We start from the raw sequence: 19,396 nt of genomic DNA, 5'->3' as shown, positions 1-19,396 counted from the left end.
AAGCGGTTCACTGCACCGATGCCGGCCAAATCGCTGCATTGCAAGGTGACTGGCGTGGATTTCGCATAGCAGCATGCAGCCGTGAACGCGACGATGCGACGCTGCCGAAAATTTGGACGCTCTTCGCCTGTCGCGGTCCCGTCAACGCGAACCGTGGAGGCTTCAATGAACAAGCAGGCCGTCGTCAGCAAATTCTCTCACGTCAAACCCGGCGATACCGAGTTCAAGGGCGGAGGTCTGCGCGACTTCTTCCTGTACCGCGATCTCGGCATTGCCGATGCCACCGGCGGGCAGGTGATCTGCCATCTGGTCAAGGCCAACCCCGACTTGCCGCCCGAAGAGGGCACCGGCTGGCACAAGCACGAATGCGAATTCCAGATCGTGATCATGACCAAGGGCTGGGCGCGCTTCATGTATGAGGACAAGTCGACCTTGGTGCAGGCCGGCGATGTCGTGCACCAGCGGCCGGGCATCACGCATTACCTGTACGATTACTCGGAAGACATGGAATACCTCGAGATCGTCAGCCCCGCCGACTTCAAGACCGTCGACGTGCCTCCTGCGGTCGACAAGGTGCCGCCGCCCACGCCGTGGAGCTGACCGCCCATGTCATCGCCTGAGGAATTAACCTTTGTCGTCGGCCGCTGGCTGCGGCCGATTGCTGTGTTCTCTATGTGGTGCGCCGGCTGGAATGGGTGCCCGACATCTAGCCGTGAACAGGAGCGTACGGCGCCAAATCAGTGATTCGGGCGCTGTTCGTTCCGTAGCTGTTCCGAACCTTAAAGTTCCGCGCTCGTCCGTCGCATTTTGACGCAACCTGCGACGGGTCAGGGCCTTTCCGAGGCGTTTTCAGATCTCGGCCGCGGCAGTCGCCAACCGACCACGGTGGCCTCGACCATGCCGCCGGTCCTGTCATTGCGCCATTGACCGTCGATCCATCGGCAGGCGAACGGCAGTTGATAGGTTCCGCTGTGATCTTCGCAAAGAACTTCCACCGGCAGGTTCTGCGGCGGCTCCCCGTTGCCATCGAACTGCGCCAGTCGTTTTTCACGCGTTGCCATCAATCAATCTCCACTGCCGCACCCGGCTAACACACCGGTTTGAGGTGCGGCGAAATCCATCCACTGTTAACGGGATGAAGCACAACGCCTGAATGAGGTATCAGTATGGTATCTCTGGGGACGGGGCCCTGCTTCGCGCAAATTGCTGTGATAGACGTTCCCCTGCGTGGGATGCTTGTGGAACGAGGATTTTGATGATTGCTCCGATGCCCAGGATCATGATCGTCGCCATCACGCTGTTGATGGCTTTGTTGCCGGCAAGCGTCCGCGCGCAGGACGTTCCCGGCATCGAGATCTGCACCGTCGAAAAAACCATGGAGCGGCGCACCTCTTGCCTGCAGAGCAATGTCGACTTCCTGCAGAAGACGATCACAAAACTCACCACCGATCATCAGCAGAAAATTGATGCCGCCAACCGGCAGATCGAGGCGCTGAAGAACGCGGTCATTGGCTTGCAGAAGCTGGTCGGCGAGTTGCAGGCGGCGCAGAACAAGGCGGCGGAGGATGCGAAGAAGACCGCTGCGCCAACGGCGAAGGATTCAGCGCCTGCAAAGGACGGTACGAAGTAGTTCTATTGCGTCAGAGCCGCTCGAAGCCCCTCATCCTGAGGAGCCCGCTAGAGGCGGGCGTCTCGAAGGATGTAGGCCACAGACGGGGCCTCATGGTTCTCCCGGCGAAGCATCGTCCGGAGACGCGCGGAGCCTGTCATCGGGCCGCGCTAAGCGCGGACCCGTTCGCGCTCCTCACCATGAGGGCTGATGACGCAGTAGAGATAGCTGCCGTTACGCCACGCGGTATTGCTCCATGACGGCCTTATCCGGTTCGTAACCGAGACCCGGCCCCTGCGGCACCTCCACATTGCCATTGGCATCGACGTCGATGCCGCCGCGCCACAAGCAGGCGGCGCGTTTCATGGAGAACACCTCGACAAAGCTCGCGTCGTCGCGCAGCGACATCAAGTGCAGCGTCGCCAGGAAGCCCGGCCCGAAATACGGCGAATGCGGCGCAAGCCTGACGCCGAATTCGTCGGCCAAGGCAGCGACCTTAAGATATTCGGTGATGCCGCCGACCTTGATGACGGAGGGTTGCGCATGGCTTACCGCGCCCGCCTTCAGCATCTGCCTGAATTGATGAACCGTGCAGGCATTCTCGCCAGCCGCAATGTTAAGCCCGCCCTTGCTTCGCACTTCGGCCAGCGTCGCAAAATCTTCCGGCGGCCAGACCGGCTCTTCGAGGAACATCGGCGTTGCGTCGCGGCAGGAATGCGCGAAGGCGATCGCGGCCTCGCCATTCAGCGGACAGTTCAAATCGACCATTAGCGGAATGCCGGCGCCGACCGCCTGCCGCGCGGCAAATACCGCAGGCGTTGTGGTCTCATGCAGCTTGATCGCCTTGTAGCCCTGCCGCAGCGCGGTCTCGCATTCGCTTGCGATCAGCTCTGGCTTTCCGATCCGCAGCAGGCTCGCATAGGCAGGAATCCGCTTGCGCTTGGCTTCGCCGATCAGGCGGTGCAACGGCACGCCCTTGACCTTTGCCGCGAGGTCCCACAGCGCTATATCCAACGCGGAGATCGCAAACATGGTGATGCCATAGCGGCCGAATAGATGCAGGTTGCGCTGGATCTGTTCCATGAAGGCGGGAATGCCGGCCGCATCTGGGACTTTCTGTCCCCGCGCCTGCGGCGCAATCATTTCCTCGATGGCGGCGTAGCTAGTTCGCGGGCAGACATAGGCAAAGGCATCGCCCCAGCCGGTGACGCCGGCGTCGGTCGAAACTTCCACCATGACGATTTCCACCGCCGAGATGGCAGACGCGCCTTGTTTGAAGCTCGCGACACCGGCGTCATAGGGAATACGGATATGGTGCGCCCGGACATTGGTGATCAGCATGGTACCCTCCGAAAGCGTTCCCTACCTTGTCAGTGGCACGATCGAAGAGCAAGGACTGTCAAATGAAGCGCGGCGGAACCGCCGATAATGCCAACGCTTCGTATGAAAGCTGTGAGCCATGAATCCAGCCCAGAAGGCGCTCTGGTACATCGAAAGCCATCTCGCCGAGCCGCTGACGCTCGATGAGATCGCCGGCATTGCCGGCGTCTCGCGTTTCCATCTGGTGCGGGCATTTGCCGCCGCGACCGGCCTTTCGGTGATGCGCTATGTGCGTGCCCGCAGGCTGACCAAGGCGGCGCAGGCGCTGGCCGCCGGCGCGCCCGACATTCTAAGCCTCGCGCTGGACGCGGACTACAGTTCTCACGAAGCTTTCACCCGCGCGTTCCGCGACCATTTCGGCATCACGCCCGAAGCGGTCCGCGCCGCAACGTGCCTTGATCATCTCAAGCTTCAGGAGCCAATCATGATGGATTCAACTCTGCTCGATACTCTCAAGCCACCGCGTTTCGAAACTTCTAAGCCGTTGCTCATCGCCGGCATCAGCGAACGCTGCACGCACGAGAATGGCGGCGCCGGCATTCCGAACCAGTGGGAGCAATTTCACCAGAAAGTCGACGACATTCCGAACCGGGTCGGCAAGGTGGCCTACGGCGTCTGCTGCAATGGCGATGATTCCGGCTTCGATTACATCGCCGGCGTCGAGGTCGCCGACTTCTCCGACCTGCCGCGCGAGTTCGCCCGCGTGCGGATTCCGGAGCAGAAATATGCGGTGTTCACCCACACGGAGCACATCTCGACGATCCGCCGCACCGTCAACACGATCTGGAATCACTGGCTGCCGGCATCAGGCATGAAGGCGGCAGATGCGCCGAGCTTCGAGCGTTACGACGAGAATTTCGACCCCGCCACCGGCAATGGCGGGCTGGAGATCTGGATTCCAGTCAAGGAGTAGCGTCTTCGCAATGCTGCCCTGCGGCGCTTCAATGCCCGTGATTGCTTGGCAAGCCAAACCGACTTTGCCATAACAGCCGCAACGAATTGTTGCGCGTGCGGGGCCGAGCCAGAAATCCGCCTGCAGCCAAAAGCAAGCCGGGAGGATTCATGGCCGATATCCGCGTTCTCGCCACCGATCTGGAGTTTCCGGAAGGCCCGGTTGTCACGCCGGACGGATCGGTGGTGCTGGTCGAAATCCGCGGCAAGCGGCTGACGCGGGTTTATCCTGACGGGCGCAAGGAGGTTGTCGCGCAAATTCCCGGCGGCCCCAATGGCGCAGCGCTCGGCCCCGACGGCAAGATCTACATCTGCAACAATGGCGGCTTTAGCTGGATTCCGACCGGCAAGATGATCATGCCGGGGCCGCAACCCGATGATTATCAGGGCGGCTCGATCCAGCGCGTGGATCTGCAGAGCGGCAAGATCGAGACCGTCGTCGACAGATGCGGTGAGCACGCCCTGCGGGGGCCCAACGATCTCGTGTTCGACAAGCACGGCGGCCTCTGGTTCTCCGATCTCGGCAAGCGCCGCGCCCGCGAGATGGATGTCGGCGGGTTCTATTATCTCAAGCCGGACATGAAGGAGGTCGTCGAGGTCGTGCACGGCGTGCTGCCCGCCAACGGCATTGGCCTGTCGCCGGACGAAAAGACCGTCTACATCGCGGAGACGCCGACCGCGCGGCTGTGGGCCTATGAGATCTCCGAGCCCGGCACTATCAAGCCGCGCGACGTGATCTACCGCGGCGAGCGCGGCAAGCCAATCGCGGGGCTCGGCGGCTACCAGATGTTCGACTCCATGGCGGTGGAAGCAAACGGCAATGTCTGTGTGGCGACGCTGGTGTCGGGCTGCATCTCGGTGATCGCGCCCGACGGCACGCTGGTCGAGCAGGTGCCGACCGGCGACCGCGTCACCACCAATATCGCATTCGGCGGGCCGGAGTTGAAGACGGCGTACATCACGCTGTCGGGGAGGGGTGAGTTGATTGCGATGGATTGGGCGCGGCCGGGACTGGCACTGAATTTCTTGAACAAGTGACGATTGCGCGATAGCGCAATCGTCATTCCGGGGCGATGCGAAGCATCGAACCCGGAATCTCGAGATTCCGGGTCTGGTGCTAGCGCACCATCCCGGAATGACGGGGAGGATGGATCGCGACCGCTCCACAATGACGGCGTGACGACGGAGTTTTTAAATGGCCTTTCTTGAACCAGTAACCCTTCGCGGCGCGCATGCGCGGCTGGAGCCGTTGTCGCACGATCACGTCGACGGCCTGGTGGAAGCGGTAAAAGACGGCGAGCTGTGGAAGCTCTGGTACACCTTCATTCCGACCGCCGAGAACATGAAAACGGAAATCGATCGCCGGCTCGGCCTGCTCGCCGCGGGATCGATGCTGCCGTTCACGGTCTATGATGCCGAGGGCAAAATCGCGGGCATGACGACCTATATGAATGTCGATGCCGCCAACCGCCGCGTCGAGATCGGCTCGACCTGGTACGCCAAGCGCGTGCAGCGCAGCGCGCTCAATACGCAGTGCAAATTGCTGCTGCTGACGCACGCGTTCGAGAAGTTGAATTGCATTGCAGTGGAGTTCCGCACCCATTTCTTCAATCACCAGAGCCGGCGCGGCATCGAGCGCCTGGGCGCCAAGCTGGATGGCATCTTGCGCAGCCATCAGATCGCGCCGAACGGGACATTGCGCGACACCGTGGTTTACAGCATCATTGCCAGCGAATGGCCGACGGTGAAGGCGCATCTCACCTATCAACTCAACGATAAGCCGCGGTAACTAAGCCGCGCCAGAAAAGAGACGATGGAAACGTTCGATTATGTGATTATCGGCGCGGGCTCCGCAGGCAGCGTGCTCGCCAACCGGCTCAGCGAAGATTCTTCCAGCCGCGTCTGCGTGCTCGAAGCGGGTGGCAAGGACTGGCATCCCTATATCCACCTGCCCGCCGGCTTCATCAAGACGTTCCACATGAAGAGCGTCAACTGGGCCTATCAGCAGGAACCGGGGCCGTGGACCGGCGGGCGCAGCATCTACGCGCCGCGCGGCAAGACGCTGGGCGGTTCATCCTCGATCAACGGCCATATCTACAACCGCGGCCAGCGCCAGGATTTCGATACCTGGGCGCAGCTCGGCAATCGCGGCTGGGGCTATCCGGACGTGCTGCCCTATTTCAAGCGGCTGGAGTGCCGCGTCGGCGAATGCGACGAGACCTATCGCGGCCGTGAAGGCAGCCTCACCGTCACCACGATGGACTGGAAGGATCCGCTGTGCGAGGCCTTCATGGAGGGCGCTGTCAGCCTCGGCATCCCCAAAAATCCCGATTACAACGGCGCGATCCAGGAGGGCGTCTCCTATTGCCAGCGCACCATCCAGAACGGTCTGCGCATGAGCGCCGCGAAAGCGTTTTTGCATCCGGCGCGGAAACGGCCGAATGTCGATGTGCGCACGCATGCGCATGTCACCAACCTGATTTTCGAGGGCAAGCGCGCGGTCGGCGTGCGTTATCTCCGGGGCGGCAAGGGCGGCACGCCCGTCGAGGTGCGCGCCAACAAGGAAGTCATTCTTTCCGGCGGCGCCTATAACTCGCCGCAGGTGCTGCAATTGTCCGGCGTCGGCTCGCCCGAACTGCTGCAATCGCACGGCATCGAGGTCCGTCACGCGCTGCCGGGCGTCGGCGAAGGCCTGCAGGATCATTACGCGCCGCGCTCGGTCGCACGCGTCAAGAACATCAAGACCATCAATGAACTCAGGCGCGGCCTGAGCCTGTGGGTCGAGGCGCTGAAATGGGCGACGACGCGGCGCGGGTTGCTGTCGCTGTCGCCGACCATGGTCTATTGCTTCTGGCACTCCGGCGAGACCACCGAAAGCTCCGACCTGCAGCTTACCTTTACGCCGGCGAGCTACAAGGAAGGCGTGCAGGGCCAGCTCGAGGACGAGCCCGGCATGACGGTTGCCTCATGGCAGCAGCGCCCGGAGAGCCGCGGCTTTGTCCGCATCCGCTCGGCCGATCCGTTCGCGCCGCCGATTATCCAGACCAATTATCTGGTGGAAGAGATCGATCGCCGCGTCGTCGTCGCCGGCATGAAGCTGGCGCGCCGGCTGCTCGCGTCCAAGCCGCTCGCGCCATACTACGCCTATGAGGATTTTCCCGGACCAAAGGTGCAGAGCGACGACGAATTCCTGGCCGCCGCCACCGAGCGCGGCACCACCACATTCCATCCCGGCTGCACCTGCCGCATGGGCCCGGCGGATGCCAAATGGGCCGTGGTCGACGACCAGTTGCGCGTGCACGGACTGCAGGGCCTGCGCGTGGTCGACGCCTCGGTCATGCCACGCATGATCTCGGCCAATCTCAACGCCTCGACCTTGATGATCGCCGACAAGGCCTCTGACATGATCCGCGGCAAGACCGCGCTGGAAGCCGTCAGATTCCCGGTGTCGGCCTAGCATTGGCACGAGGAGCATGGCGTTCGCGATCAAGGCCGAGGTTTCCGATCTGCGGCCGAAGACGTTCGCGTTGACAGCGCAAAAGACCATGTATGGCGGCAAGCACATCGCCGAAGGCGACACGGTTTTCGTGTTCGCGAGCGAGAACGAGGGCGGGCAGGGCCTTATCGCGCGCGGCGTTGTTATTTCAGCCGAAGCGATCGCCAGGATGCGCGGCATCACCAGGCAAACACCACGTGTGAGCGTCACCATCAGACGCACCGCGCTCGCGAAGCGGTCGCTGGGGCGGAGCGAGCTCAAGCATTTCACCGAGTGGAAAGACGGCCGGCCCGAGACCGAGCTCAATTTCAAGTTCTATCGTCAGGCAACGAACAAGATCGCCGGCATCTCGGACGAAGCGGCGGCGTTCCTCGACGAATTCTTCTAGGGGCGTGGACTCATAAAGGCGTAGATGTCCGCTTCTGACGGAGAGGCGGAAATCTTACGATCAGTTGGAGTATTACCGCTCGTGACCCCAAAGCGGACTTCTGCGGAGGCTCTTCAGCGGTCCACCAAGGTAACAATTTCTTAATCGTGGCTTAGCGAGAGCACACGAAAAACATGCTCCGTTTACCGGACTTGACTACAAACGTCATTAGCTGGACTGAGGCCGGAACGTCTCCATGTTGCGCTCTTTCGTGATTTTGTCAGTGTACCTAGGCATCGCCTGCGTCAGCACGTTGCCGGCGATAACAGCGTTGAAATTCGGACGAGGACTTTTCAGAAACGGCGCGGTCTTATTTTCGGTGCTGGCGTTCTTGCCTCCGCTATGGTTTTTCTTGGTGCACCTAGTCGTGTTTGGCTGGCTGCTCGAAGATAAATTGTATCCGAAGCTCTTCCTCTTTGAGATCGTGCCGGTAGGTCTGGCATGGCTTTGTGCCTGGATCGCGATCGACAATCAGCGAAAATTTGATCGCGCTCGCGAACGTCCCTCATTGTCTGCAAGATAAGTCCGGTTGCTAAGACCATCCGTTCAACGGCCGATGTCGGCTTCTGGCCCATCTCCGGCATGAACGATCACGATCGGCAACGTCTGCTCTCGCGGGCCGAACGGAAGTGCCGGAGGTGAGCTGTAGGTTCAGCTAATGACCGCCGGTGGACATACCGATCCGATTGGTGTGTGCCCCCCGGGGGGTAGACCGGACATGGCGAAGTAAACCGCCACTTCCCCTCAGCTAACAAAAGGCTGAAATTTTTGAACCCAGCCGGCTCCGCTGGCGTTCGAAAATTACTAGCACGCAACAAATCCCGCACCTCGTGAACACAAAACATTTGACGCGCCGGATTTTCTCTGCGTTTAGATCATGACATTGTCGCGGGTGAAATTGCCTGCACTCTTGAGGACCGTAATGCGCAACGCACGCACACACATCGCAGAGACTGCCGTCCGCGTCCGGCCGCTTATTCGGCTGGCCGATTGGTCGTGCATGTCCGTGATGACGTGGGGCCCGAATTTTCAGCTCGAAGCGGGGCTGATCCGCAAAGCAAGAGTGTAACTCTCGGCGCAGGGCCGCTCCCTCCGCCGAACCGGCAGGAGGGCAAGATGAACGCCCGCAACGACGTCAAGAGACCATCCGATCAGAGCTTGGGCGCGAGGGCTGTGCTGGCAGCGGCTCAACGGCGATTTGCCGCGCGGGTTGATTTTCTCGTGGCTCGCTGGCTCGAGCGCTGCGCCACAAACGCCGAGGCCGCACAACGGTTGTTAAGGACCGATCGGAAGCCCACACGTGAGTTCGGGATGGGCGTGAGCCTTGGTGTTACATCTCCACGTTGGGATGAGTCTCCATGACGGGGGCAGGCGGCGGGGTGGGGATAGCTTCAAGATATGGAGAGAGGCTGCCCGCATGGCAGCCTCCGTTACTCTATTGCCGATCACCTCCGGACTTCCGAGTTTGCCCAAAGCCGAACAACGTGGGCCCGTCGTCAATATCGCCATGGCATCGCCATCGGATGGATTGGCGCGACAATGACGTTCGGCTATTGCACCATCGACCGAATAGGGCGTGAGGTTCCAACGTGTCTCATATCTGCCGCACTGCAGACCTATCCGTCGAACGTGTCTGATCTGCCGCACTGTAGACGTATTCCGACGGTCATGCTCACGGCGGGTCTGAGGGGAACGCGCAGCAGTTTGCTGCCTTGTTTCTTCTAACCTGGAGGAAAAGTACCGTGATGAAGACTGTGATTGTTGTCGGTGCAACGCTTGCCGTGGTGACTGCCGCTGGTGCTGCCGACATTCCGCGCCGACAGCCCGTCTATCAGACGGCCCAAATCGGCAAGATGCCGATTGGCAAGACCCCAATCGGGAAGACCCCAATCGGCAAGACGCCTGTCGCGCCGCCGCGGCCCTATACGCGGTATTGACTTAAGGTCTCGCTGAATCTGACCTTTATCGTCGACAGTTGAAGGGCGAAGCGTGGCAAATCGGCCGAAGGGGTTGGGAATATGCTTGCTTGCGGGATTCACACTCGCTGTCTTGCTCCAGTGCAACATCCAATCAGCTTCGGCACGCGAGATTGACAGTCGCGCTCGCTCGGAACGTTTCATTTCCCAGAAACGGGAGGTCCACAAGCGCACCGCCGCCGCGAGCGCGCTTGTTTCCAGTGAAGCGCCCATTGAATCGAAATCGACGCCACAGTCGACTCGAAAGCCGAGATCGGGATCAGCAAAGGGCCCGTATTACGTTGATTTCAGAGCCAGGACGGCGGCGAGCTGGGGACACGCTTTCGTCTGGTTTGGGAAGACAAGCGAGCGAGCAGTTGAAGTCGCGGGCCTTACCCCTGCGGGAGACACCGCGGCTTATGTACTTGGTCATTTGATGTGGGTGCCGTCCGAAACCGCGGCAAGCTATGGCGATCTTGATCCGCAGTACTTGACCGCTAGCTATCGCGTTTACTTGAATGAGCCGGACGCAAAAAGGGTTTTCGCATACATCAAGAAATTACAGGCGAGTTCACCGGTCTGGAACGCCGAAACAACCAATTGCACTGCGTTCATCGGTGACATCGCGGATTTCATGGGATTGAAAGTTCCTCACCGCTGGCAGCGCCCTGAGGAGTACGTCAACAATCTCAAGGCGATGAATAACGGGCGCCAGATAATCCGCCTGTCCGAGCGCTAAACTAGACAGCCTCAGCCCGGTACAGCGTATCGATCGTCACGACACCGATCGCGCGCGACACGCACGGGCAGATCTTGCGGTTGTCCTGCTTCTGCTGATCGCTGAAGAACACGTCGCGATGGTCGATCTCGCCCTCGACGGCGACGACGTCGAGGGCGCAGACGCCGCATTCGCCGCGCTGACAGTCCGATATCACCTCGAAGCCGGCGCCGTTCAGCGCATCCAGCATCGAGCTGTTTTGCGGCACGATCAATTCGATGTCGGTATCCTTCAGCCGCACGCGGAATTCCGCTGTCGGCTTCAACCCGCTGGAGCCGAAAGTCTCGTAGCGGAGATCGGCGGGCGCGCGGCCTAAGTCATTCCAGGCGCGCCGCGCAGCTTCGAGCATCCGCATCGGCCCGCAGATGACGGCGATGGCGTCGTCCGGCAGTGCACGGAAGGTGGTTTCGAGATCGAGCCGCGCGCCCTCATCGGAGGCGTAGACGTTCAGCCGGTCGCCGAGCAGCGTCGTCAGTTCGCCCAGGAAGGCCGCGTCGCCGCGCGATTTCACGGCATAATGCAGCGGGGCGTCGATATTTCTGCGGCGGAGTGCGGCTGCGATGCCTGTCATCGGCGTGATGCCGATGCCGCCGGCGATCAGGCAATAATTTCGCCGCGTCCAGTCGATCTCAAGCAGCGAGCTTGGGTTGCAGATTTCGATCCGCGCGCCAGCTCGCAAATTCCACATGCCGCGCGAGCCGCCGCGGCTGTCCGGCGCCAGCCGCACCGCGATGCGATAAGTGCCGGCGTCGCTGTTCTCCACCAGCGAATAGGAGCGGCGCGCCGGCTGTCCATCGATCAGCACGGAGACGCCGATATGGCTGCCTGCCGGGTAGGGCGTGACATGACCGCTCTCGGGGCGCAGGCGGAATTCGCGGATCGTCGGCGTCACGTCGCGGATCGATTCGACGGTGCACCAGCTCCACTGCTCGGCAAAACGCATGGGCTATCTCTATTCGACTGGCGATTTCAAAAGGGCGAGCGCGGGCAGCAAATCGAGATGCGTGCGGTTTCGGATCGCGAGCCGCAGGTTGCGCGCGGCGAGGCGGGAATGTTCGCGCATCACGGCTTCGGCGCGCGCGCCCTCGCGGTTCTCGATCGCATCGACCACGATGCGGTGATGATCCTGCCCGATCAGCAGGATCTGGTGCGCTTCGGGAAGCGCCGACTGCGCCATCACGAATGCGCTTGGCGAAGCGAACGGCAGCGCCGAGACGCGGTCGATCTCTCGGATCAGCGGCGCGCTGGCGGACAATTCGTTCAGCAGCGCGTGAAACCGCGCGTTCATCGTCACATAGGCGGAAAAGGCTTCGACCGAAATCGGGTCCTGCCGAACCAGTTGGTCGAGATCGGCAAGGCACTCCTTGAGCGGTTCAAGGCTGCGTGCGCTGACGCCACGCTCGGCCGCAAAGCGCGCGGCGAGGCCCTCCAGCGTGCCGCGCAGTTCGATCGAATCCAGAATGTCGCGCTCGGTGAAGGCTTTCACCATGAAGCCGCCGGACGGGATCGCCTGCAGCAGGCCTTCATCCTCCAGCCGGACCAGCGCCAGCCGTACCGGGGTCCGCGAAACGCCGGTGATGTCGACCGCCTGCAATTCGCTGATGCGCTCGCCCGGGCGCAGCCGCCCGGACAGGATCATGTCGCGCAGCGCGAGCTGCGCCCGCACGGTCTGCGACACGGAACGTTCGGCGTCGCGCTCGCTCATTTCCTCACTCCGCAGCTTGCATGGTCTGCGGTGCGCTCTCGCGCGCCACCATCCGGTCGATCACGCGCCGCGCCCACATCGCGCCGGCATCGATGTTGAGGTTGTAGAAGGTGCGGTCCGGATTCTCGTCCATCGCACGCTGCTGCGCTTCGAGGATGATTTCATCTTCGTGGAAGATGTTTGACACGCCTTCGCGAATTTCGGTGGTCAGCCGCTGCTCCGATGTCCGGTAGTTGCGCACGAAGGCCCAGAAATAATGACAGGTAGTCGCTGTCTCCGGCGTCATGGTGTTGAGCACAAAGCCGTTGACGCCCTGCGAGCGGTCGCCTTCCGGCGCGCCTGTGCCGGCGGGCGCCACGCCGACGTCGATGTTGACGGTGCCTGGCGCCTGGAAATGGATGATCTGCCAGCGGTCGACCGGGCCCGGCTTCTGCAACTGCGCGGCCCAGAACGGCGGCGCGTCGATACCCTTCATCCAGCGCGTCACGGTGACCGTCTTGTCGCCATGGGTGACGTCGAACGGGGCTTCGGCCACGTGATCATTGCCGATGCTGGAGCCGTGCACGAAGGTTTCGTGGGTGAGGTCCATCAGATTATCGACCACGAGGCGGTAATCGCATTTGACGTGAATGGTCTTGCCGTCGCCCGCCCAGGTCGGGTTGTCGTTCCAGTGCATGTCAGGCACCAGCGCAGGGTCAGCGAGTGCCGGATCGCCCATCCACAGCCAGATGAAGCGATGGCGCTCGACCACGGGGTAGGAACGCACGCAGGCGGAAGGATTGATGGTCTCCTGCGAGGGCATGTAGGTGCAGCGGCCCTGCGCATTGAATTTCAGCCCGTGATAGCCGCAGACGACTGTATCGCCGTCGAGCCGTCCCTTCGAGAGCGGCACCAGGCGGTGCCAGCAGGCGTCCTCCAGCGCGCAGACCCGCCCGTTGGACTGGCGGTACATCACGACATGCTTGCCGCAGATCGTGCGCGGAAACAGCGCGCGCCTGATGTCGACGTCCCAGGCGGCGGCGTACCAGGCATTGAGGGGAAATGAGGACGGCATGGCTGCACTCCTTCGGACTGAGTGCAGTTTGTATACATAGGACGCGATCCGATGGCAAATTGGCTCGATTTTGACATATTATAATACCGTAAAAGTATACATAGGTTTTGTGAATTGGTTCATTTCGCCTATCCCGCTTAGGCGCCACCCTTTACCGCGGGTCAAGCGCGCAAGCCGGATGGACATGCTTGCAGGCGTTGTCGGAGCGAATGGCTGCCGCCTCGCACTGGAGGTGGCCGGGCTAAAGCCGCAGCGCCGACTCAGTTTCCAAGCAGCGCTTGGCAATCCGCAGGGAGATCAACAATCACGACAACAGGAGGCGCGATGTCATCTCAAGTATCGGCCCTCAGGCTTTTCGATTTGATCCAGTCGCAACGTGTTACGGCGGTGATCTATGTCGCGGCCAAACTCGGGCTCGCCGAGTTGTTGAGCTACGGACCGCAGACGGTCGGCAAACTCGCCAAGGCAACCGGGGCAGATGAACGAGCGCTTGGCCGCCTGCTCACCGCGCTTTCCACCCTGGGCATCTGTTCGCGTAGCGGCGAAGATCGCTATGCGTTGACGGACATGGGTGCCTGCCTCGATAGCTCCGCGAAGCATTCGGTCAAGGGCTGGGCAATCCTTGAGACCGAACTGATCTCAAAATCCTGGAGCGGAATGCTTGAATCCATCATGACCGGCAAGACCGCAGCGCAACTGCAAGGCATCGATGACAGTTTCGAGCTGATGGGCCGGACGCCGGACATTGTGGACAAGTTCAACGTGGCGATGGTGGAGCTTACCCGTCTTGTCACACCGAATGTCCTTCAGTCCTATGACTTCAGCGGGATACGCCACTTGATGGACGTAGGCGGCGGATCCGGCGAATTGCTCGGCGCCATCGCGCAGCAAAACCGGAAACTGCGCGGAACTGTTTTCGACCTTCCGAGATGTGCCGAGGCCGCGAGCAAGCATCTCAGGCAAATCGGTGTCGATGACCGCGTGGAATTTGTGGCCGGCGATTTCTTCAAGGCCGTGCCGACGATCGCTGATGCGATCATTCTCAAGAGCATCATTCACGACTGGGATGATGCGCGCAGTGTCACGATCCTGCAAAGCTGTCGCAAGGCGCTCCCCGCCGAAGGCAAGCTGCTTCTGGTGGAACGGCTGATGCCGGAGAGGCCATCCATGGCTGACGACGACAAGGAGCAGGCGTTGAGCGATCTGAACATGCTTCGCGGGCCCGGAGGGCTCGAGCGCACCGAGCGACAGTACCGCGAATTGCTCGATCAGAGCGGCTTCGATCTGGTCATGAGCTATCCGGCCGGCCGCTTCAATCTGATTGAGGCGCGTCCTGCCTGAAGAAGCCGGGTGAGGGGATGCAGCCCTCACCCGGTGACCGGCTTCAGCCGTAAACGAATGCCTTGTCCTTGAGGTCGATGGCCGGAAATTCGTCCTTTTCCGCCCAGTAGTCCTGGTTGTGCTGCCATTCCGGCTTGTCGCCGCGCTTGGGCAGCAGGTGCATGCCGCGCATCATGTAGCCGGGATTGAAATTCTCCGGATCGATCCACGGCAATAGGGGCATGTTGTGGTCTTCGGCACGCAATTGCGGCGTCACCTTTTTCGCGCCGGTTTCTTTCATGTGCTTGAGCAGCCGGCAGACGAAGTCGGCAACGAGATCGACGCGCAGCGTCCAGCTCGCGCGGAAATAGCCGAACACCCAGACCAGGTTCGGTACACCGGTGAACATCATGCCGCGATAGGTCACGGTATCGGCGAAGTCGAGCGGCTTGCCATCGATGGCAAACTCGATGTCGCCGGTGGCGCAGAGGTTGAAGCCGGTCGCGGTGATGATGATGTCGGCCTCCAGCTCCTTGCCGGATTTCAAGAGAATGCCCTTTTCGGTGAAGCTCTCGATCTCGTCGGTGACGACGGAGGCCTCGCCGGACTTGATGCCCTGGAACAGGTCTCCATCAGGAATGAAGGCGATGCGCTGCCGCCACGGCCGGTATTTTGGCGTGAAGTGCGTTGCGATGTCGTAGTCTTTGCCGAGATAGGCTTCGACCGCCGACAACAAATCCTTCTTGGCCGCTTCCGGCTCATTGAACGTCTTGCGGGTGAAGGCGTCCTGGTCGAACAGGATTTTCCGTCGTGTGATTTCGTGAATCCAGGTCTCGTCGACCTGTAGTTTCCGCAGCTCCTCGGCGATTTCGATCGCGTTGCGCCCGGTGCGAAAATACGTCGGCGAACGCTGCAGCATGGTGACGTGCGCGCAATCGGGAGCCAGCGCCGGGATCAGCGTCGCTGCGGTAGCGCCCGAGCCGATCACGACGACGCGCTTGTTCTTGTAGTCGAGGTCTTCAGGCCATTTCTGTGGATGGACGATCGGGCCCTTGAACTTGGCCATGTCCTTCCATTCCGGCGTATAGCCCTCGGTGTGGCGATAATAGCCCTGGCACATCCAGAAGAAATTGGTGGTGAAGCGCAGCTGTTCGCCGGTATCGGTGCGCGTGGCCTCGATGGTCCAGAGGTTTTCCTCGTTCGACCATTTCGCTGAGGTGATGGTGTGCCGGTAGCGGATGTGGCGGGCGAGATCGTTCTCCTCGATCACTTCACCCATGTATTTGAGGATTTCGGCGGCGCTCGCGATCGGCGCTGTCGTCCACGGCTTGAAGCGGTAACCGAAGGTGTGGAGGTCGCTGTCGGAGCGGATGCCGGGATAGCGGTGGGTGGTCCAGGTGCCGCCGAAGGTTTTTTGCGCTTCGAGCGCCACGAACGTCGTTCCCGGGCACTGCGTGATGAGGTGATAGGCCGCTCCCACGCCGGAAATGCCGGCACCGGCGATCAGGACGTCGAAATGCTCGGTCGTGCGGGGTGACGTTGCGTCGATCTGGCTTTGAACGTTCATCTTCCCTGTTCTTTTTTCGTTGGTCGTGTTTACGAAAGCAAAACGCCAGAACCTCAGGTTCTGGCGTCGCGGTCGTCAGCGATTACACTTCGCGTCGGCTGAGAAACGCCAGCCGCTCGAACAGGTGCACGTCCTGCTCGTTCTTCAAAAGTGCGCCATGCAGCGGCGGGATCAACTTGCGCGGATCGCGCTCCCGCAGCATCTCCGGGGTAATGTCCTCGTTCAGCAAGAGCTTGAGCCAGTCGAGCAGCTCCGAGGTCGAGGGCTTCTTCTTCAGCCCCGGCACTTCGCGCACCTCGAAGAAGATACGCAAGGCTTCCTCCACCAGACGCTTCTTGATGCCGGGGAAGTGCACGTCGACGATCCGACCCATGGTGTCGCCGTCCGGAAACTTGATGTAGTGGAAGAAGCAGCGGCGCAGGAACGCGTCCGGCAGTTCCTTTTCGTTGTTCGAGGTGATCATCACGATCGGGCGCAGGCTCGCCTTGATGTTCTCGCCGGTCTCGTAGACGAAGAACTCCATGCGATCGAGTTCGAGCAACAGGTCGTTCGGAAACTCGATGTCGGCCTTGTCGATCTCGTCGATCAGGAGTACCGGGCGCTTGTCGTGGGTAAAGGCTTCCCACAATTTGCCGCGCTTGATGTAGTTGGAGATGTCAGAAACGCGGGGGTCGCCGAGCTGGCTGTCGCGCAGGCGCGACACTGCGTCGTATTCGTAAAGGCCCTGCTGCGCCTTGGTGGTCGACTTGATGTGCCAGGTCAGAAGCGGCGCGCCGAGCGCTTTCGCAACTTCTTCCGCCAGCACGGTCTTGCCGGTGCCGGGCTCGCCCTTGATCAGCAGCGGGCGCTCGAGCACGATCGAGGCGTTGACGGCGACCTTGAGGTCGTCGGTGGCGACATAGTCCTTGGTGCCGGTAAATTTCATCTATCCGTTTGCCTTGTTGTTCGTTCGTCAGCCGCTCGCGGCGTGAACAGTAAACGACCGCCGGTCCGGCGGTCGCGATTGCAATCGATGTGCTTATCCTCAGCGTCTGATCAGCGACAGGATCACCAGGATGATCACCGCGCCGATGGTGGCGTTGACGATATCGCGGATCCAGCCTGCGCCGAGGCTGACGCCGAGCTGCGGCAACAGCCAGCTCGCCAGCAGCGCGCCGATGATGCCGATCACGATATTGCCGATCAGCCCGAAGCCTGCGCCGCGCACGATCAACCCGGCAAGCCAGCCCGCAATACCGCCAATGACCAGCGCCGCTACGATTCCCATTGAATTTCCCCTGCTGGAATAAGCCTTTTACAGGTCGATTGTAATTGAAAAACCCACCCGGTCTAGGTCTGACAGCTATGCGCCGGACTTTGACACGCTCTGGCCCTTGACGTGTGCCGCCCGGCGGGCAATCTGTAACCCATGTTCCTGCAATTCTTCACATCGTTGCGCGACGCACAGGTCCCGGTGACGCTGCGCGAATATCTGACGCTGATGGAGGCGCTCGACGCCGACCTCGCCGATCAGACGGTGGAGAATTTCTACTATCTCTCCCGCGCCGCTTTGGTGAAGGACGAGCGCAACCTCGACAAGTTCGACCGCGTCTTCGGCACCGTGTTCAAGGGGCTGGAAAGCCTGCTGGATGCCATGGAGAAGGCAGACATTCCCGCCGAATGGCTGAAGAAGCTCGCGGAAAAATACCTCACCGAGGAAGAGAAGAAGCAGATCGAGGCGATGGGCTGGGACAAGCTCATGGAGACGCTTCGCCAGCGCCTGAAGGAACAGCAGGGCCGTCATCAGGGCGGCAACAAGTGGATCGGCACCGCCGGCACCTCGCCGTTCGGTGCCTATGGCTACAATCCCGAAGGCGTCAGAATCGGGCAGGAGAAGAATCGCAACAACCGCGCGGTGAAGGTGTGGGACAAGCGCGAGTTCAAGGACCTCGACGGCAATGTCGAGCTCGGCATCCGCAACATCAAGATCGCGCTGCGCCGTCTGCGCAAATTCGCCCGCACCGGCGCGCCCGACGAACTCGATTTGGACACCACGATCAGGGAGACCGCCAACCACGGCTATCTCGACGTGCACATGCGCCCCGAGCGCCGCAATGCGGTGAAGGTTTTGGTGTTCTTCGACATCGGTGGCTCGATGGATTCCCATATCGAGCAGGTCGAGGAGCTGTTCTCGGCCGCGAAGTCCGAGTTCAAGCACATGGAATATTTTTACTTCCACAACTGTCTCTATGAAGGCGTGTGGAAGCAGAACAAGCGTCGCTTCACCGACCGCACGCCGACATGGGACGTGCTGCACAAATATCCGCACGACTACAAGGTGGTGTTCGTCGGCGACGCCTCGATGTCACCGTATGAGATCATGGTGCCGGGCGGCTCGGTCGAGCATGTGAACGAGGAAGCCGGCGCGGTCTGGCTGGAGCGCATCACGCGCACCTATCCGCACACGGTGTGGCTCAATCCGGTGGCGCAGAAACACTGGGACTATTCGGAATCCACCACCATCATCCGCCGGCTGCTTTCGGATCGCATGTACCCGATCACGATCGAAGGCCTCGAAGCCGCGATGAAGGAATTGGTGCGGTAGTCGCTGTCATTCCGGGGCGCGAAGCGAACTACGATGTGCAATTGCACATCGGAGAATCTAGAGGTTATTTTGCGGATCGAGATTCCGGGTTCGCGCTGCGCGCGCCCCGGAATGACGGGCCAAGAACAACGAAAGGCGCAATCAATGCCCCAGACCATTCACCGCGGCATCAAATCCCTGATCGACGAAGCCAATGCCGAGATCGAGACTGTCAGCGCCGCTGAGGCCATCAAGGCCGCGCAGGATCCGGGCGTCGTGATCGTCGATATCCGCGATCCCCGCGAGATCGAACGCGAGGGCAAGATTCCCGGCGCGTTCTCCTGCACCCGCGGCATGCTGGAATTCTGGATCGATCCGCAAAGCCCCTATGCCAAGCCGATCTTCCAGGAGGACAAGAAGTTCATCTTCCATTGCGCCGGCGGCATGCGCTCGGCGCTCGCGGCCAAGACCGCGCAGGACATGGGCCTGAAGCCGGTTGCGCATATGGGCGGCGGCTTCGCCGCCTGGCGCGACGCCGGCGGCCCGGTCGAGAAATGGGAGCCGAAGAAGAAGGCTTAAGTTCTCCGCGTC

21 protein-coding genes and 1 pseudogene are annotated in these 19,396 nt (G+C 61.1%); 14 read left to right on the top strand and 8 right to left on the bottom strand.

All coding sequences use genetic code 11. The annotated features are described in order from the left end of the window. Positions 1-165 precede the first annotated feature (165 nt). Entirely contained in the window at positions 166-600 is a 435-nt protein-coding gene (locus YUO_RS0109620; protein WP_028347057.1) for a cupin domain-containing protein, read from the top strand. Between the two features lie 227 nt (positions 601-827). On the opposite strand, the gene YUO_RS0109615 is transcribed toward YUO_RS0109620, so the two are convergent. Further along, complete coding sequence (locus YUO_RS0109615) at positions 828-1,061, bottom strand: hypothetical protein (RefSeq protein ID WP_028347056.1); 234 nt, start codon at positions 1,059-1,061, stop codon at positions 828-830. A gap of 206 nt (positions 1,062-1,267) precedes the next feature. Between YUO_RS0109615 and YUO_RS0109610 the strand changes: the two genes are divergently transcribed. Continuing rightward, positions 1,268-1,630 (top strand): hypothetical protein, encoded by a 363-nt coding sequence (locus YUO_RS0109610; RefSeq protein ID WP_430649533.1) that lies wholly within the window; start codon positions 1,268-1,270, stop codon positions 1,628-1,630. A gap of 213 nt (positions 1,631-1,843) precedes the next feature. On the opposite strand, the gene YUO_RS0109605 is transcribed toward YUO_RS0109610, so the two are convergent. Then, positions 1,844-2,950, bottom strand: a complete 1,107-nt coding sequence (locus YUO_RS0109605) for a mandelate racemase/muconate lactonizing enzyme family protein (RefSeq protein WP_028347054.1) — start codon at positions 2,948-2,950, stop codon at positions 1,844-1,846. Positions 2,951-3,068: 118 nt separating this feature from the next. On the opposite strand from YUO_RS0109605, the gene YUO_RS0109600 reads away from it, so the two are divergent. The 8 genes from YUO_RS0109600 to YUO_RS0109560 all read left to right on the top strand — a co-directional run bounded on the left by YUO_RS0109600 (position 3,069) and on the right by YUO_RS0109560 (position 10,557). Then, on the top strand, positions 3,069-3,902 hold the full coding sequence (locus YUO_RS0109600; protein WP_028347053.1) for an AraC family transcriptional regulator: 834 nt from the start codon (positions 3,069-3,071) through the stop codon (positions 3,900-3,902). Between the two features lie 149 nt (positions 3,903-4,051). Next, positions 4,052-4,978 (top strand): SMP-30/gluconolactonase/LRE family protein, encoded by a 927-nt coding sequence (locus YUO_RS0109595; protein WP_028347052.1) that lies wholly within the window; start codon positions 4,052-4,054, stop codon positions 4,976-4,978. A 157-nt stretch (positions 4,979-5,135) separates the two neighbouring features. After that, entirely contained in the window at positions 5,136-5,729 is a 594-nt protein-coding gene (locus YUO_RS0109590; protein WP_028347051.1) for a GNAT family N-acetyltransferase, read from the top strand. A gap of 24 nt (positions 5,730-5,753) precedes the next feature. Next, the gene (locus tag YUO_RS0109585) at positions 5,754-7,397 is read left to right on the top strand and encodes a GMC family oxidoreductase (RefSeq protein WP_028347050.1); all 1,644 of its coding nucleotides are present in this window, start codon (positions 5,754-5,756) and stop codon (positions 7,395-7,397) included. A gap of 16 nt (positions 7,398-7,413) precedes the next feature. After that, entirely contained in the window at positions 7,414-7,824 is a 411-nt protein-coding gene (locus YUO_RS0109580) for a hypothetical protein (protein WP_028347049.1), read from the top strand. A 235-nt stretch (positions 7,825-8,059) separates the two neighbouring features. Next, a complete protein-coding gene (locus YUO_RS0109575; protein WP_156908564.1) occupies positions 8,060-8,386 on the top strand; it encodes a hypothetical protein in 327 nt (108 codons plus the stop codon). Positions 8,387-9,608: 1,222 nt separating this feature from the next. Then, a complete protein-coding gene (locus YUO_RS0109565; protein WP_035726342.1) occupies positions 9,609-9,800 on the top strand; it encodes a hypothetical protein in 192 nt (63 codons plus the stop codon). 52 nt (positions 9,801-9,852) lie between these two features. Beyond that, positions 9,853-10,557, top strand: a complete 705-nt coding sequence (locus tag YUO_RS0109560) for a hypothetical protein (RefSeq protein ID WP_035726339.1) — start codon at positions 9,853-9,855, stop codon at positions 10,555-10,557. A 1-nt stretch (position 10,558) separates the two neighbouring features. Here YUO_RS0109560 and YUO_RS0109555 read toward each other — a convergent pair whose 3' ends face one another. Genes YUO_RS0109555 through YUO_RS0109545 form a run of 3 tightly spaced genes read right to left on the bottom strand, consistent with a single transcriptional unit; the run spans position 10,559 to position 13,355 of the window. Continuing rightward, positions 10,559-11,539 (bottom strand): PDR/VanB family oxidoreductase, encoded by a 981-nt coding sequence (locus YUO_RS0109555; RefSeq protein ID WP_028347045.1) that lies wholly within the window; start codon positions 11,537-11,539, stop codon positions 10,559-10,561. A gap of 9 nt (positions 11,540-11,548) precedes the next feature. After that, positions 11,549-12,301, bottom strand: coding sequence for a GntR family transcriptional regulator (locus YUO_RS0109550; protein ID WP_028347044.1), 753 nt, complete (start codon positions 12,299-12,301; stop codon positions 11,549-11,551). Positions 12,302-12,305: 4 nt separating this feature from the next. After that, a complete protein-coding gene (locus YUO_RS0109545) occupies positions 12,306-13,355 on the bottom strand; it encodes an aromatic ring-hydroxylating dioxygenase subunit alpha (protein WP_028347043.1) in 1,050 nt (349 codons plus the stop codon). 324 nt (positions 13,356-13,679) lie between these two features. Here YUO_RS0109545 and YUO_RS48905 point away from each other — a divergent pair. Together YUO_RS48905 and YUO_RS0109540 are read left to right on the top strand one after the other, a co-directional pair. Continuing rightward, a pseudogene (locus tag YUO_RS48905) lies at positions 13,680-13,925 on the top strand (methyltransferase family protein); the annotation flags it as partial. 102 nt (positions 13,926-14,027) lie between these two features. Beyond that, the gene (locus YUO_RS0109540; RefSeq protein ID WP_235782666.1) at positions 14,028-14,696 is read left to right on the top strand and encodes a methyltransferase; all 669 of its coding nucleotides are present in this window, start codon (positions 14,028-14,030) and stop codon (positions 14,694-14,696) included. Positions 14,697-14,739: 43 nt separating this feature from the next. Here YUO_RS0109540 and YUO_RS0109535 read toward each other — a convergent pair whose 3' ends face one another. The 3 genes from YUO_RS0109535 to YUO_RS0109525 form a co-directional block, all read right to left on the bottom strand. Beyond that, positions 14,740-16,242 (bottom strand): flavin-containing monooxygenase, encoded by a 1,503-nt coding sequence (locus YUO_RS0109535; RefSeq protein WP_028347041.1) that lies wholly within the window; start codon positions 16,240-16,242, stop codon positions 14,740-14,742. A gap of 82 nt (positions 16,243-16,324) precedes the next feature. Then, the gene (locus YUO_RS0109530) at positions 16,325-17,167 is read right to left on the bottom strand and encodes an AAA family ATPase (RefSeq protein WP_028347040.1); all 843 of its coding nucleotides are present in this window, start codon (positions 17,165-17,167) and stop codon (positions 16,325-16,327) included. A 99-nt stretch (positions 17,168-17,266) separates the two neighbouring features. Further along, positions 17,267-17,509, bottom strand: a complete 243-nt coding sequence (locus tag YUO_RS0109525; RefSeq protein ID WP_028347039.1) for a GlsB/YeaQ/YmgE family stress response membrane protein — start codon at positions 17,507-17,509, stop codon at positions 17,267-17,269. Positions 17,510-17,650: 141 nt separating this feature from the next. Between YUO_RS0109525 and YUO_RS0109520 the strand changes: the two genes are divergently transcribed. After that, on the top strand, positions 17,651-18,826 hold the full coding sequence (locus tag YUO_RS0109520) for a vWA domain-containing protein (RefSeq protein WP_028347038.1): 1,176 nt from the start codon (positions 17,651-17,653) through the stop codon (positions 18,824-18,826). Between the two features lie 144 nt (positions 18,827-18,970). Beyond that, complete coding sequence (locus YUO_RS0109515; RefSeq protein ID WP_028347037.1) at positions 18,971-19,384, top strand: rhodanese-like domain-containing protein; 414 nt, start codon at positions 18,971-18,973, stop codon at positions 19,382-19,384. Positions 19,385-19,396: the final 12 nt, after the last annotated feature.

Source organism: Bradyrhizobium murdochi (assembly GCF_000472965.1).
GTDB lineage: Bacteria > Pseudomonadota > Alphaproteobacteria > Rhizobiales > Xanthobacteraceae > Bradyrhizobium > Bradyrhizobium murdochi.
This window is presented reverse-complemented; position numbering and strand designations above follow the sequence as displayed.